This is a genomic window from Candidatus Oscillochloris fontis, from assembly GCF_004138135.1.
Lineage (GTDB): Bacteria > Chloroflexota > Chloroflexia > Chloroflexales > Chloroflexaceae > Oscillochloris > Oscillochloris fontis.
In genome coordinates, this window is the sequence record NZ_RYFD01000025.1 from 32,045 (window position 1) to 47,127 (window position 15,083).

Here is a 15,083-nt window from a genome sequence, read left to right on the forward strand (position 1 = left end):
GTTTGTGGCTCCTCACCATGGAGTGAGGAGCCACGATTGAAGAGGTCACTGTGCGCAACCGATTATCCCTCCTGTTCGTGTCGCTGCTCGCTCTGCTGGCTGCCTGTAGTGCAGCACCACCCACGCCCACCGCCACCCCCGTTCCGACCCCGACACCCCGCGAACTTGGTGCGGCGATTGGTCGGGCGACCCAGGCGGCTGAGAGTGCCCACTTTACGATTGATCTCTCCGGCAAGCCGATCATGGTGAGTGCCTTTACGCTCACCCGCATCGAGGGCGATCTCAAACGCCCCGATAGTGTGCTCTCCATTCTGACTGTGACGACTGGATCGGCGGTGGCTGAGATCCGTACTGCGTCGGTAGCGGGCCAGCAGTATATGACCAATCCGCTCACCCGTGAGTGGGGCTGTTTGGCCGAGGGTGATGGCTTCAATCCGGCGGTGCTCTTTGACCCACAGGTTGGGATTGAGCAACTGCTCCAGAATGGCTTTGATGAAGTGACGCTGGTTGGCAGCGAGGATCTGAATGGGGTGCTGAGTTACCATCTGCGCGGCACGATCTCTGGTGAGAAGCTGCTGCCGATCAGTATGGGGATGCTCGGTACTGGCCCGGTGGCGCTCGACCTTTGGGCCGACCAGACGACGATGCGGGCCACCAAGATGGTGCTGGTGGATACGGCCAGCGATGCGACTAATCCGACCACCTGGACGCTGACCTTCAGCGATTATGGGAAGCAGATTGAGGTGCGGGCTCCGGCGGAGTGTGCCAAACCGTAACGCTGCACACGCTGATTGACGCAAAGGCGCAAAGACGCAAAGTTTTCAATAGAGACCCCAATCGCAGCCTTTGCGTCTTGGCGTCTTGGCGTCAAAACCGGGATGCTAGGAGAAGTGTGAATACTCACAACAAACCGGCCTTCACCTTCGCGCTCATCTGCCTCGCGATCTTCCTGGGGGCGCTCGATCTCACCGTGGTGAGCGCGGTGCTGCCTCAGGTTATGCTCGACATGCGCGTCTCGATTGATACCGATCTGAACCGTGCGGCCTGGGTGGTCAGTGGCTACCTGCTGGCCTACACGGTGAGCATGACCTTCATGGGGCGGTTCTCGGATCTGCTGGGGCGGCGGCGGGTCTATCTGATCTGTCTGAGCATCTTTGTGGTTGGGTCGGGAATGGCGGCAGCGGCGGGCAGCCTCGATATGCTCATTCTGGCGCGGGTGGTGCAGGCGTTTGGGGCTGGGGCGATGGTGCCAATCAGTATGGCGCTGGCGAGTGATCTCTTTCCCCCGGCGCGGCGCGCGCTGGCGCTCGGTGTGATCGGGGCGGTGGATACGGCGGGGTGGATGGTGGGGCACCTCTACGGGGGTGTGCTGATGCGCGCCTTCGATAGTTGGCGCTTGCTCTTCTGGCTCAATCTGCCGATTGGCCTGCTTGCCCTCGCGCTTACGTGGTGGGCCTTGCGCGGGGTGGCGCACCAGCGCGATCAGGGTGGCTTCGATTGGCTAGGGGCGGTGCTGATCAGCGCCAGTCTGATCGCCTTCAATATTGGGCTGGCCGCCGGTGGCGAACTGGGGGCGACCGACTTCTATGGCCAACGCAGTGGCCCGCCGCCCTACGCGCTGCCCTTGGTGCTGCTCGCGCTGCTCCTGCTGGCCGCGTTTGTCTGGGTGGAACGGCGCAGTGCCCATCCCTTGATTGACCTGCACCTCTTTCAGCAGCGATCATCGGCGCTGGCATGCGTGGTGAATGTGCTGGTCGGTTTTACCCTGGCGCTGGCGATCACCAACGTCCCGCTCTTCATCAACACCCGGCTGGCGCTGCAATTCCCCGACGCCCCCGACATTCTACGCCGGGCGGCCTGGGACGCCGGGTGGATGCTCTCGGCGCTCACGTTGACGATGGCGCTGGCCGCCATCCCCGGCGGTGCGCTGGCGGGGCGCTTCGGCCCGCGCCCGCCCGCGATTCTTGGTCTGGTGCTGGCACTACTCGGCACCCTCTTGATGAGTCGTTGGCACACCGACAGTACCTACCTGACGATGGGCCTCGAACTCGCCCTGACGGGAACCGGCTTGGGGTTGCTCATCTCGCCGGTGGCCGAGGCGGTGATGCAGGCTGCCACCAGCACCCAGCGCGGCAGCGCCTCGGCACTCGTGATCGCTCTGCGCTTAGTGGGCATGACCGCCGGGGTGGCCAGCCTCACGCTCTACGGGGTGCCACGCCAGGACGCGCTGCGCCGGGCGGGTGTGGATAACCCGCTGGTGACGAGCGACCCGGCGCGCTTCCTGATGGATGTCGCGGCGCAGGTGGTGGGTGAGACCTTCTTGCTCGGTGCGGTGGCGTTAGCGCTGGCGTTGCTTGCGGCGTGGGGGATGCGCCCACATCCCCGCGTTGACACCTCACCCTGAGCGTGTTACCATCCATTGCGGGTGACTGTCTTTAATGTCATGGATACCTATCTATGCTCCCTGAGCCGCCCGTGTGGGCGCAGACCTACCTGTACCCACCGTTGGCGGTGGTGCTACTCTGGGTGGCCCTCACCGCCGGAGTGATGGGCCTTAACCAGCGTGGCCCACGTGCGGCGCGTTTGGGGTTGATCTTTAGTCTGCCGCTCCTCGGTTTGGCACACTGGCAACTTGTTGTGTCGCGCCACGATCTGAGTACCCTGGGAGCCTATCAGGCTTTCATGGCGGGGATGTTGATCTGGGCGTGGCACGAACTTGCCTTCTACAGTGGCATCCTCAGTGGCCCATGGAAGCGTGATTGTCCGAGTCACGCACGGGGCTTCAGCCGGTTGGGCTATGCCCTTGCCACCCACCTCTATCACGAATTGGCCTGTCTGGCCGAGATCATCCTGATGCTCGTCGCCCTCAGCGACGCCACCAACTGGGTGGGCTTCATCGTCTTTTGCCTGAGTTGGGCACTCCAACACAGTGCAAAGCTGAACGTCCTGCTCGGTGTGCCGTGGCTCCAGGTTGATCTCTTTCCGTCGCACCTGCGCTATCTCGGCAGTTTCTGGGCACGACATGCGCCTAGTTGTTTCTTCCTGCCTTCGGTTTCGGTCTCGACCTTGCTGGCGGGCCTGCTTTGGCTCACCGCAGATTCCTTGGCGCCTGCCCCGGTGGCGGTGCGTCTAGCGCTGATTGCAAGTGTTGTTACGCTGGGCGCGATTGAGCACTGGTTGTTGCTCCTGCCCGTCCGGTTAGCGAGTACGACCCGGCAGGTTGTCGAGTAGTTGCGGCGAGCGAGGTAAGGAGGAATATATGCTTGAAACCATCTTCTCGCCCAAATCGGTTGCCGTCGTCGGTGCATCGCCCAACCCGAACCGCCTCGGGCATGTGGTTCTCAAGAATATTATTGAGAATGATTACCAAGGTGTTGTCTATCCCATCCATCCCTCCGCGACTAGTGTTCTCGGTCGGCCTGCCTACCCGAATATTTTGAGTCTGCCCGAAACGCCCGATCTGGTGGTGATCGTCATTCCGCCACAACAGGTGTTGGCGGTGGTGGATGAGTGTGGTCAGAAGGGGGTGCGCGGTCTGGTGGTGATTACGGCGGGCTTTAAGGAGGTTGGTGGCGAAGGCAAGGAGCTTGAACGCCAACTTCTGGCTAAGGTGCAACAGTATGGCATGCGTATGATTGGCCCCAACTGCCTGGGGATCATTGATACGGTGAGTAGCCTGAATGTCTCTTTCGCGGCCCTGATGCCCTTTAAGGGCGAGATTGCGCTGATGTCGCAGTCGGGTGCGATGTGTACCGCGATTCTCGATTGGAGTAAGGCGCAGGGGATCGGTTTCTCGCGCTTTGTCTCGTTAGGCAATAAGGCTGATGTGGACGAAGTGGCGCTACTGCATGCCTGGAACCACGATCCGCACAGTAAGGTCATTCTGGCGTACCTGGAGGGGATTAACGATGGCCCCGGCTTTGTGGCTGCTGCCCGCGAGGTGACCAAAAATACGCCGGTGATTGCGATCAAGAGTGGGACGACTGCCGCCGGAACGCGCGCCGCATCTTCGCATACGGGTTCGCTGGCTGGTTCCGAGGCTGCCTATGAGGCGGCCTTTCAGCAGAGTGGCATCTTGCGCGCCCGCACGATGAATGAGTTGTTCGATCTGGCGATGCTCTTCGCCTACCAACCACTGATCAAGGGCAATCGGGTTGCGATCATCACCAATGCGGGTGGCCCCGGCATTATTGCAACTGACGCGGTGGAGCGTAGTGGCCTGAAGATGGCGACGTTTGCTCCCGAAACGGTGACGGCGCTCCAGGCGAAGTTGCCGCCGACGGCTAACTTCTTCAACCCGATTGATATCATTGGTGATGCGCGTAGCGACCGTTATGAGGTTGGTTTGCGCGCTGCGCTCTCTGATCCGGGGGTTGATGCGGCGATTGTCCTACTTACTCCGCAAGCGCAGAGTGACCTGATTGAAACCTGTGAGGTGATTATTCAGCTTTCGCAACTGCATCATAAGCCGGTAGTGACGAGTTTTATGGGTGCGTATAGCCTTGGTCCCGCCCTAGAGATGTTGAGTGCGAACTTTATTCCTAACTACACCTTCCCTGAACGGGCAGTGCAGTCGTTGGCATCTATGGTACGCTACACCGAATGGCGCGACCGTCCTGAACCGACCTACCGTATCTTTGAGGTGGATAAGGAACGGGTGCGGGCGCTCTTTGCGAGTGTGCGCGAGTCGGGGCGGGTGGAACTCGGTGAGATCGAGGCGCGTGAGGTGATTGATGCCTACGGTATGCGTTTGCCCAAGAGCCGCCTCGCAAGTTCGCCCGATGAGGCCGCCCAGATCGCGGCTGAGATCGGTTTTCCGGTGGTGATGAAGATCAGTAGCCCCGATATTCTGCACAAGACCGACATTGGTGGGGTGCGGGTCGGTATTACCGATGCAGCGAACGCCCGTGATAGCTACGAACTGATCGAATATCGGGCGCGCAAGTATAGCCCCGGCGCACGGATCTGGGGCGTACTGGTGCAGGAGATGGTGCGCAAAGGCCGCGAGATCCTTGTCGGTGTCACCCGTGACCCCCAGTTTGGCCCGTTGATTGGCGTGGGGATGGGCGGGATCTATGTTGAGGTGCTCAAGGACATCGCCTTCCGCCTCGCGCCGATTAGTGAACAAGAGGCCGATGAGCAACTGCGCTCCATTCGTACCTTCCCGCTCCTGCGTGGGGTGCGCGGCGAGCCACCCGCCGATATTGCGGCGATTGAAGAGACGGTGTTGCGGGTTAGCCAGTTGGTGATGGACTTCCCCGAAATTGTGGAGATGGATATCAACCCACTCGTCGTCCATAATCAAGGTGAAGGGGCAATTGTGCTGGATGCGCGGATTATCCTGAAGTAGTGCTGAGTGCTGGGTGCTCGGTCTTCAACCCACACCACCCGGCACTACAAACAAGGAGGCAGCAATGGCAACGCTCTATGTCGCGTCAACTGAAACCTTTGTCGGCAAGAGCGCGGTCTGCATGGGGCTGCTGCGCCGCATGCAGCGCGATGGGTTCAATGTTGGCTATATGAAGCCGGTCAGTGTCTCGGTGGCCCATCGGGCCGATCAGGTGCTCGATGAGGACGCCGCCTTCATCCGTGAAACGCTCGGTCTCTCCGCTCCGCTCGATCAGATTGCGCCGGTGCTGATTACCCCCGGGGTGATCGATTCGATTATGCGTGGGCAACCCAATAATTTCGCCAAAACCTTGCGCGATGCCTATCTCTCGGTCTCGCGTGATAAGGACGCGATGGTGTTGGAGGGGACGAATACTTGGTCGGAGGGGGCATTAGTTGATCTGAGTGCTGATCAGGTTACGGATCTTCTTCATGCACCGGGTTTGTTGGTGAGTCGCTACAACACCAGCCTCGCGGTGGATACGATTCTCTCGGTGCAGCGCTATGTGGGTGATCGCCTGATCGGGGTATTGCTCAATCAGGTTGAAGATCCGCAGCGCGATTTTGTGCAGAGCCGGGTGGTGCCCTTCCTCGAATCGCGTGGTATCCCTGTCTTTGGCCTCTTGCCCCACGATAGTACCCTGGCTGGGGTCACGGTCGAGGAGTTGATCGAGCATCTGGGTGGGCAGTTGATCGGCAAGCGCGAGTGGTGCCACAAGATGGTCGACTCGCTCATGATTGGTGCGATGGGCGCAGAGGCCAGCCTCTCCTTCTTCCGCCGTCGCTCGAACAAGGTGGTGATTACTGGCGGCGACCGCAGCGATCTGCAACTGGCCGCGTTGGAGACGAGTACCAACGCGCTGGTGCTGACCGGCAACATCCGCCCGGCTTACCAGGTGATGGATCGGGCTGAGGAGCGTCAGGTGCCGATCATCATCGTTCCCGATGATACCCTGGTGACGGTAGATCGTGCCGAGAGTCTCTTCGGGCGGGTGCGTTTCCATCAGGCTTCCAAACTGAGCCACTTTATCAATCTGATGGAGAATCACTTCGATTTCGGGCGTCTCTACGAGGCGCTCGGTATGGCAGTAGGTTAGTGAGATACTCATGACCCAGGAACCAGAACAGATTGGCGTGCTGACCTTCGTGGCCAATGCCGATTATCCCTACCCATTCGCCGTGGCCAAGCCACCCCGTTTTTGGATGGAAGAGACTAGCGGTGCGCTCAGTGCTGCGATTGAAGTCTACATGCGCAGTGAAGATCTGAATCCGCAGCAGATGGAACTGATCGGAATCTATCTGCGCCAATATATCGAGCGTGCGGTGATCACCGATGAACAGGATCGCCGCCGCCTGTTGGGGCGGATCGAGAAGTTGCGTGGCGTGCGTGATCTGGAGCGTTTTGCCGAGGATCTCTCTGAAGTGGGCGTCGAGCCATTTTAACGCCTATGTTGTACAAGAAATTGCTCCGCCCGATCCTCTTCCGTGTTGCCGGGGGTGATGCTGAGGCGATCCACGATACGACGGTGGCCATGTTGGCGTTGGCGAGCCAGGTGCCGGGCGCGAACTGGTTGGGGCGGATTCTGACCATGCGCCAGAATCCGGTGTATGGACGCACGCTTTTTGGGGTGCATTTTCCCAATCCGGTGGGGTTGGCGGCGGGGATGGATAAGAACGGCGTGGCGCTGGCGGCGTGGGCTGCTATGGGTTTCGGCTTTGTTGAGGCCGGTACGGTCACTTGGCAGATCCAGCCCGGTAACCCGCGCCCACGTATCTTCCGCCTGCCCGAACATGAGGCGCTGATCAACCGCATGGGCTTCAACAATGACGGCGCGGTGGCGCTGGCGGCGCGGTTGCGCAAGTTGGGGAGGCCGTCGCTGCCAATCGGCATTAGCCTGGGCAAGTCGCGGGCAGCCCCGTTGGAGAAGGCCACCGACGACTACTGTGCGTCGTTCCGCGCCCTCTACGACTTCGGCAGTTACTTTGCGCTGAATGTGAGTTCGCCCAACACGCCGGGTCTGCGCAACCTGCAAGACCGGGCGCATCTGAGTGAACTTTTGGCGGAACTCCAGATCATCAACCAGCGCGTCAGCCAAGCGCGCCACGCCATCCCCAAGCCCCTGCTGGTCAAGATTGCGCCTGATCTGAGCGAGGCCGCGATCAGCGAGGTGTTGGACGTGGCCGCCGAGCATGGGGTCAGTGGAATCATCGCCACCAACACCACAATTGGTCGGGGGGGCGTCGCCGATCATCCGCGTGCCAGCGAAGCCGGGGGGCTGAGTGGGCGTCCATTGGCGGCGCGGGCCTTAGAGGTGGTACGCTTCATTCGCCGCGAGGCTGGCCCGACGCTGCCGATCATTGGTGTGGGTGGCATCTTCACTCCCGATGATGCCTTGGCCATGCGTGCTGCGGGAGCCGATCTGATCCAGATTTATACCGGCCTGATCTACCAGGGGCCGGGGGTGGTGCGCCGCATTGCGCGGGCGATGGTGTAGGTTAAAGGGCAGCCCTTTTTTGACGCAAAGGCGCGAAGACGCAAAGGTTGTGATGGGAGCCTCTAGTGAAGGCTTTGCGCCTTGGCGTCTTTGCGTCAACATGTGAATTCAGGGAAAGTAAGAACCGTTACCGCCCTGGTATCTTGAGGGAGAAATAGAGTATGGTAGCTGTAGCACCCCACGAGCGCATCCTGGTTGCGCTCGATGTTGCTGACCTCGCCAGTGCCTTGGCGCTAGTTGAGCAACTGCGTGGGCAGGTGGGTGGTTTTAAGGTAGGGATGGAACTTTGCACGGCGGTTGGCGTACCCCAGGTGGTGCATGCGGTGGCCGCCCAGGGCGGGGCGGTCTTTCTCGATCTAAAATTTTGCGACATTCCTAACACGGTGGCGGGGGCAGTACGTTCGGCGTGTGCGCTGGGGCCAGCGGTACGCATGCTCACCCTGCACTGCCACGGCGGGGCGGCGATGCTGCGCGCCGCCGCCGAGGCGGCGCGTGCGGCAGGCCCGCAGCGCCCGTTGTTGTTGGGGGTCACGATCATGACCAGCCTGGATGCCCCGGCACTGCGCGATGAGTTGGGGGTGGCTGGTTCACTTGCCGAGCATGTCGTCCATCTAGCTCAGATGGCCCAGGCGTGCGGATTGGATGGCGTGGTGGCTTCGCCGCACGAGATCGCCGCCATCCGCGCTGCTTGTGGCCCTGATCTGCTGATCGTGACGCCGGGGGTGCGCCCGGTGTGGGCGAGTAGTGGCGATCAGCGCCGGGTCATGACACCCGCCGAGGCGGTGGCGGCGGGGAGTGACTATCTGGTGATTGGGCGGCCAATTACGGCGGCTCCGGCAGAGGTGGGCGGGCCATATGAGGCTGCGATACGGATTGCGGCTGAGTTGCACATGTAGTTGGTTGACGCAAAGGCGCAAAGGCGCAAAGACGCAAAGACGCAAAGATTTTGAGTGAACTTATGCCTATAGTAAAGACTTTGCGCCTTCGCGTCTTTGCATCAAAAAGGTATTCCGTGGAGGAAGTAAGGAACTGAACTATGAGTGATGTGTTAGCGATCTTAGCCCAGGTTGGTGCGCTGATTACTGGCGACCATATTGTCTATACCTCTGGGCGGCATGGCAGTAGCTATGTAAACAAAGATGCACTCTACCCGCATACCGAAGCGACTCGTACTGTTTGTGCGCAGATCGCCAGCCACTACGCCGATCAGGAGATCGAGGCGGTGGCGGGGCCAACCGTAGGTGGAGTGATCATCGCGCAGTGGACGGCGCACCACCTGGGGTATGCCGCTGGCCGTGAGGTGTTGGCGGTCTATGCCGAGGAGACACAGACCGAGACGGGCAAGGCGCGAACCTTCCGACGCGGGTATGATGCGCTGCTGCAAGGGCGGCGGGTGTTGGTGGTTGAGGACATCTTGACCACGGGTGGCTCGGCGCGCATGGTGGTGGAAGCGGTCGAGGCTGCTGGTGGGATCGTGGTTGGCGTTGCCGCACTCTGCAACCGGGGGGGAGTTACGGCTGAGTTGTTGGGTGCGCCCCAACTCTACAGTTTGGCAACCGTGCCGCTAGAGTCGTGGAGCGCCCAGGAGTGTCCGTTGTGTGCAGCGGGAGTGCCGATCAATCCACGCTTAGGTAAGGGGCATATGCTGCGCTAAGATCATGGACGACAACCATCCCAACCTACCGCTAGGCTTGATCATTCTGATGTTGGGGATGATCTTGGTATTCCTCGGCATTGATCGCTTCAACCTGATCCCCACATTGGGTTTCTGGGAGATCGGGTTGTTGGGATTTAGTTTGATCTTGGCGTTGGGGGCGGGATGGTTGATCGGCCAATATTCACCCCGGGCACGCCGCAGGCATGAGTGTGAGGCGGCGATTAAAGCGAGTGATCAGCAGTTTCAGTTGATGTTCGAGGAGCATGGCGCGATCATGCTGTTGATCGATTCACTGAGTGGCCAGATTGTTGAAGCCAACAAGGCCGCGACATGCTTCTATGGTTACTCCAAAGAGCAACTGCGGAGTATGCACATCGAACAGATTAACACCCTCTCGCCTGAACAGATCGCTGCGGAGCGCCAGAAGGCCATGCGCGAAGTGCGTAGCCACTTCATCTTCCCACATCGGCGTGCTGATGGGAGCCAGCGCACAGTTGAGGTTCACTCTTCCCCGATTTGCTTCCGTGAACAGGACGTTCTCTTCTCGATCATCTATGATATTACTGATCGCAACCAGACCGAGGAGTTGGTCTATGCGCAGCGCGATCTCGCCCGGATTACGAGTAGTGTCACCTCCATTGAAGAGGCGTTACCGATCTGTTTGCAGATTGTATTGCGCATCAATGGGATGGATAGTGGTGGATTCTACTTCTTTGATCACACCTGTGAAACGCTCAAACTGGCCTACCATACCGGTCTGAGTACTGCATGCGCAGAAGCAATCGCGGATTATCCTGCTGATAGCCCCCGTATTCAGGATCTCTTGATTGATCTGCCATCCTATCGCACAGTCACCGATGATCCGATCTACCATGTGTCGCACCTTGAGGGCTTGCGCAGTTTTGCGACTATCCCCATCCCGACCAATGAAGGTGTCTTGGGCTATCTGTTCCTTGCTTCGCATAGTTTGGCTGAGATCACCCCCTTCTCACGGAATGCGCTGGAGGCGATTGCCTCCGAGATCGGCAATGTGATTATCCACCTGCGCACCAAAGAGTCGCTGGAACAGAATCAACGGGTGCTGCATGAACTGAACCAGACGCTTGAAGATCGCGTCCAGCAGCGCACCATGGAGGTTCAGGATCTCTACGAGAATGCGCCAGTAGGCTACCACTCGTTGGATTCTGATGGTTTTGTGATTATGCTCAACCAGACCCATTTGGATTGGTTGGGCTACATGCGTGAGGAGTTATTGGGGCACCACTTTACAGAAATGCTCAGTTCGCGCAGCATTCCCGATTTTGAACATCTCTTCCCGATCTTCAAACAGCAGGGGAGTGTGCGCGATCTTGAGTTTGAGTTGTGCAAGAAGGACGGCACCCTGATGCCGGTCTTGATCAGTGCTACAGCGGTGTATGACGAGCACGGCAATTACCTGATGAGCCGCTCGACGGTCTTTGATAACACCGAACGTAAGAAGGCCGAGTTGGCACTGCGCGAGACCGAAGAGCGCACGCGCCTGCTCATCGAATCTTCTCCCGATGCTTTTGTCCTCTTCTCTGTGCAGGGCGAAGTGGTACAACTCAACCGCGCCTTCGAGCAGATGACGGGCTATTCGAGCGCACAAATGATTGGGCGCACCCCGGAGAATATCGGGTTAATGACCGCTGCGGTGGCGTGGGATCTGGTGACGGTCGTTGCACACGATCTCAGGCAGCATAATCAGTTCACGAGCATCAATCTCCAACTCCAGCGCGCTGATGGTGAGATGCGTGATGTTGGGATGCGGGTCTTTGGCTTGACGATCCAGGGGCAACCGCACTATTTAGCCACACTGCGCGACATCACTGTCGAGAAGCAGGCGGAGGAGACGTTGCGCCAAGCCAACATGGCGCTTGCCCATGCGGCGCGTACCAAAGACGAGTTCCTGGCGAGTATGAGCCATGAATTACGTACTCCGCTGAATGCCATCCTGGGCCTGAGTGAAGCCTTGATCGAGGAGGTGCGCGGGCCGCTGAATGAGCGCCAGCTTGATGCTCTGCGCAACATTGAAGCCAGTGGCCAACACTTGCTCGCGCTGATCAACGATATTCTTGATCTCTCCAAAGTTGAGGCTGGGCGGCTGAATCTCCAGATCGAACCCGTGAGCATCGCTGATGTGTGTCAGGCCAGTCTACTCTTTGTGAAGGAACAGGCACTGAAGAAGTCGCTGCGCCTGAGTTTCCACCTCAACGACCAGATGGCCGAGATGGAGGCCGACCCGCGCCGCCTCAAGCAGATGTTGGTCAATCTGCTGAGTAACGCGGTGAAGTTTACGCCACCCAAGGGGCGGGTTGATCTCGAAGTGCAGATTGAACATGAGGCGGAACTGATCGCATTTGTGGTGCAGGATACGGGTATTGGGATTGCCCAAGAAGATGTGGCACGCCTCTTTCAGCCCTTCAAACAACTCGATTCGAGCCTGAGCCGCCAGCATGAAGGCACCGGGTTGGGCTTGGCGCTGGTGCGGCGCTTGGCCGAGATGCACGGCGGCGGGGTGATGGTTGCGAGTGAATTGGGCCAGGGTAGCCGTTTCACGATCCAGTTACCCTATCGTCGGCCAGAGATGCAGAGTAGTCGTATCAGTTCTGCTCCGCCACCCGCGCCCCAGGCGGTAGTATCCGATTCTCATGGGCACCGCATTCTGCTCGTCGAGGACAACCAAGTCAATATTTTAACGATCTGCGACTACCTGGAAAGCCATGGCTATACGGTCGTGGTGGCTCTTAATGGTCAGGAGGCACTCGATCTGGTTGAGCAGGCCCAGCCCGAACTCATCCTGATGGACATCCAGATGCCAGTGATGGATGGTATCGAGGCCACGCGCAGATTGCGCCAGATGCCCGCCTATGCGCACGTCCCGATCATCGCACTGACCGCACTGGCCATGCCGGGCGACCGCGAGCGCTGTTTGGAGGCCGGGGCCAATGAGTACCTGACCAAGCCGGTGAGTCTGCGCCATCTGGCGGGGATGATCGGGGCGATGGTGGCACGGTAGAGACGCAAGATATTGCGTCTCTACCGTGCCACCATCGGGATGTAGGTGCGCCAGATGGTCATCCGCGAATCCACATTGAGGGTGAGCACCTGGGTTGCCGATTCGTTCTGTTCAGCATCTACCGCCTTGTAGTAAATGGTATAGCGGCCATCTACGAGTTGGCCGATGTTGGCGCTGCGTCCGGCAAATTCGATCCACTGCACCCCATCAAACGAGATGCGCAGTTTGCTCACGCCACTGCCCCCAAAGTCGTCGGCCACGAGGGTGACGCCACGAATTTGTTGGAAGGTTCCGCCCAGGGTGCTATCGTTTTGGGTACCATTTCCGCCTAGCCCTTCGATCACCCCCGCAAAGACGCTGGAGCCGGGGAGCATGACCCGATAGCCCGCGAAGGCACCGCCCTCACGCTCAAAGTATTTGAAACTCAGCACATGGCGTCCAGCACCGAGGTAGATTGTGCCCTGCTTGCTCTCGGTCGCATGCAGCCCGCTATTCAGAACGACGGGTACCCCATCCACCCATAGCCACGAGCCATCGTCGCTGGTAGTCTGGAAGGTGTAGGTACCGGCTGTTGGCGCGATGAAGACGCGGGTCTGTTCGATCACAAAATTGTCGTTGACCCCGGCAATTGGGCCGCTGTGGCCCCAATCGGTTGGGGTGCCGTCCCACACAAAACTGCCCAGCCACTCGCCCTTGGTGATCGAGAGCGCATTCTGGGTGCGGGCCAGAAAGTTGTCCGGCACATTGCCTAAGCGGTAGACATTGGCGACTGGGTTCAGATTGGCATTATAGCTATTCAGCATTGGCGCACTACGCTCACCAATCACCGTAATGCTCTGGCTAAAGGCATCACGCGCCATGTAGCCCACATACTCATTGATCGCCCCGGCGCGCAGCGTCACCGTCCCTGGCTCGCGGAAGCGCAGGTAGCCCACCACTTGGCGCGTCGCACCCGGCGCCAGATCGCCATTGATCCCCCAGCGCCACGGGTAGCCGCCGCTCTCGCCATTGCACGCCGGGGCGCGGGCGGATTCAACTACCCCCAAGGTTACGCGGAAGCGGTTACTCTCCTTGGGGTAGACCGGGTAGCTCTGGGCGGCATCGCCGAGGAAGCACTCATCCTCATCGTAGACGTAGCTGTCGGCCACATTGAAGTTGCCCGCCTGTGGCGCTTGGGTCATGATCGTCTGATTGCCGTTGTTGCGCACGGTAAAGGTGATTTTGAGCAGTTCACCCGCCACAACCGTGGTGCGGTCGTACTGCACATTCAGCAACTCCATGCTGGTGATCGGGGCGGGAACATTCAGCCGATTCTGTACTTGGAGCCGGATATTGGGGATGAGCGCCTGGAAACTATCGCCGGGACATGTCGTATGCCCCGGTGTCACCTGGCGGTGCCCGGAGATGGTCGGCACCACCCCCCCGGCATTGAAGGGCGCGCAGTAGGTGGAGCGGGTACAACCGTAGTAGGAGGTACTGGCTTGGGGATCAATGTTGCGCTGCTCGGCCTTCCATGCCAACAGGTTCACCAAGCTGCTCTGCGCGGCAGAGGAGGGCGCGACACTGCTATAGGTGCCCATAACCGAGACGCCCATGGAGCCATAGTTGGCGGTATCGTGGAAGCCGACCGCGTTATCGCCCCCGGCGCGACCTTCATAGATCAGGCCATTCGGATCGATCAGGAAGTTGTAGCCAATATCGCCCCAGCCACGCGAAATGGCGTGGAACGACCAGATCGCCCGCACCCGGTCGGCCCAACTCTTCTCGCTACTCCCCAGGCTATTAGAATCGGCGGTGTGGTGGATCACCAGATGGGTCACGCTAGAGTAGGCGGGGGTAGCGCGGCTACCCTGGCCATCAGGGCTGCCCCAGTCGCTGCGACTGACCACAGCGGGCTTACCGATGGCGGCCAGATCGGCGCTAGGGGTGGGGGTACTCGGCCCATAGTGGGCATCCACCGTATTGACCGCGATCTGCCCTAGAGTTGGCAGGCTGCCATCGGGAGCCGCGCCCAGGGTGGCCCGCACCTGCCAGAAGCGCATCTCCTCCCCGGCGTAGATGATCGTGCTCCAGTGGAGGTTGGGGCCATCCGCAGGCTGCCAGAGGTCGTCATCTTCACCCACACTACCCCATGGAGTCCAGTTGGTGGCATCCATACTCGCCCGGACTTCAAGTTGCACCCCGCTCTGCGCAGGCTGCACCACCTCCCAGCGCAGCAGCATATGGGTGAAGGGTTGAGTCGCAGTGATCGGCGAGAGGTAGTCGCCGCTGCCGGTACTACTCAGTTGAGCCGGATCGAGGACGGTCTGCACCGGCTGGCCACTGGGTGGCGCGGCGCTACTCGGTGTGGTGGGGAGCAGACTGAGCAGTATCAGGCAGCAACAACTGATCAACACTGGGATCATGGTGCGCTGGAACATAGCAAACCTCCGTGGATACACGATTTCTTTTGATCAGAACGACAGAGGATCGTAGAACCCGTGCGGTTTGCATGACAGGATGATGA

11 protein-coding genes are annotated in these 15,083 nt (G+C 59.6%); 10 read left to right on the plus strand and 1 reads right to left on the minus strand.

The features are described 5' to 3' along the window. The first annotated feature begins 50 nt into the window (after positions 1-50). From EKD03_RS10825 to EKD03_RS10870, 10 genes are all read left to right on the plus strand, one after another. The gene (locus tag EKD03_RS10825; RefSeq protein WP_238613486.1) at positions 51-776 is read left to right on the plus strand and encodes an LppX_LprAFG lipoprotein; all 726 of its coding nucleotides are present in this window, start codon (positions 51-53) and stop codon (positions 774-776) included. Positions 777-892: 116 nt separating this feature from the next. Continuing rightward, positions 893-2,404 carry an MFS transporter gene (locus tag EKD03_RS10830; RefSeq protein ID WP_129630463.1) on the plus strand — a complete coding sequence of 504 codons (1,512 nt, stop codon included), beginning with the start codon at positions 893-895 and terminating at the stop codon, positions 2,402-2,404. Positions 2,405-2,457: 53 nt separating this feature from the next. Then, positions 2,458-3,231, plus strand: a complete 774-nt coding sequence (puhE, locus tag EKD03_RS10835; RefSeq protein ID WP_238613487.1) for a putative photosynthetic complex assembly protein PuhE — start codon at positions 2,458-2,460, stop codon at positions 3,229-3,231. Positions 3,232-3,259: 28 nt separating this feature from the next. Further along, positions 3,260-5,350 carry an acetate--CoA ligase alpha subunit gene (acs, locus tag EKD03_RS10840; RefSeq protein WP_129630464.1) on the plus strand — a complete coding sequence of 697 codons (2,091 nt, stop codon included), beginning with the start codon at positions 3,260-3,262 and terminating at the stop codon, positions 5,348-5,350. 64 nt (positions 5,351-5,414) lie between these two features. After that, on the plus strand, positions 5,415-6,485 hold the full coding sequence (locus EKD03_RS10845) for a phosphotransacetylase family protein (protein ID WP_129630466.1): 1,071 nt from the start codon (positions 5,415-5,417) through the stop codon (positions 6,483-6,485). A 10-nt stretch (positions 6,486-6,495) separates the two neighbouring features. Next, complete coding sequence (locus tag EKD03_RS10850) at positions 6,496-6,831, plus strand: hypothetical protein (protein WP_129630468.1); 336 nt, start codon at positions 6,496-6,498, stop codon at positions 6,829-6,831. A gap of 5 nt (positions 6,832-6,836) precedes the next feature. Next, entirely contained in the window at positions 6,837-7,883 is a 1,047-nt protein-coding gene (locus tag EKD03_RS10855; protein ID WP_129630470.1) for a quinone-dependent dihydroorotate dehydrogenase, read from the plus strand. 161 nt (positions 7,884-8,044) lie between these two features. Then, the gene (gene pyrF / locus EKD03_RS10860) at positions 8,045-8,779 is read left to right on the plus strand and encodes an orotidine-5'-phosphate decarboxylase (RefSeq protein WP_129630472.1); all 735 of its coding nucleotides are present in this window, start codon (positions 8,045-8,047) and stop codon (positions 8,777-8,779) included. A 140-nt stretch (positions 8,780-8,919) separates the two neighbouring features. Continuing rightward, on the plus strand, positions 8,920-9,537 hold the full coding sequence (locus EKD03_RS10865) for an orotate phosphoribosyltransferase (RefSeq protein WP_129630474.1): 618 nt from the start codon (positions 8,920-8,922) through the stop codon (positions 9,535-9,537). Between the two features lie 4 nt (positions 9,538-9,541). Further along, entirely contained in the window at positions 9,542-12,577 is a 3,036-nt protein-coding gene (locus EKD03_RS10870; protein WP_129630476.1) for a PAS domain S-box protein, read from the plus strand. Positions 12,578-12,597: 20 nt separating this feature from the next. On the opposite strand, the gene EKD03_RS10875 is transcribed toward EKD03_RS10870, so the two are convergent. Continuing rightward, entirely contained in the window at positions 12,598-14,997 is a 2,400-nt protein-coding gene (locus tag EKD03_RS10875; protein WP_129630478.1) for an N-acetylmuramoyl-L-alanine amidase, read from the minus strand. Positions 14,998-15,083: the final 86 nt, after the last annotated feature.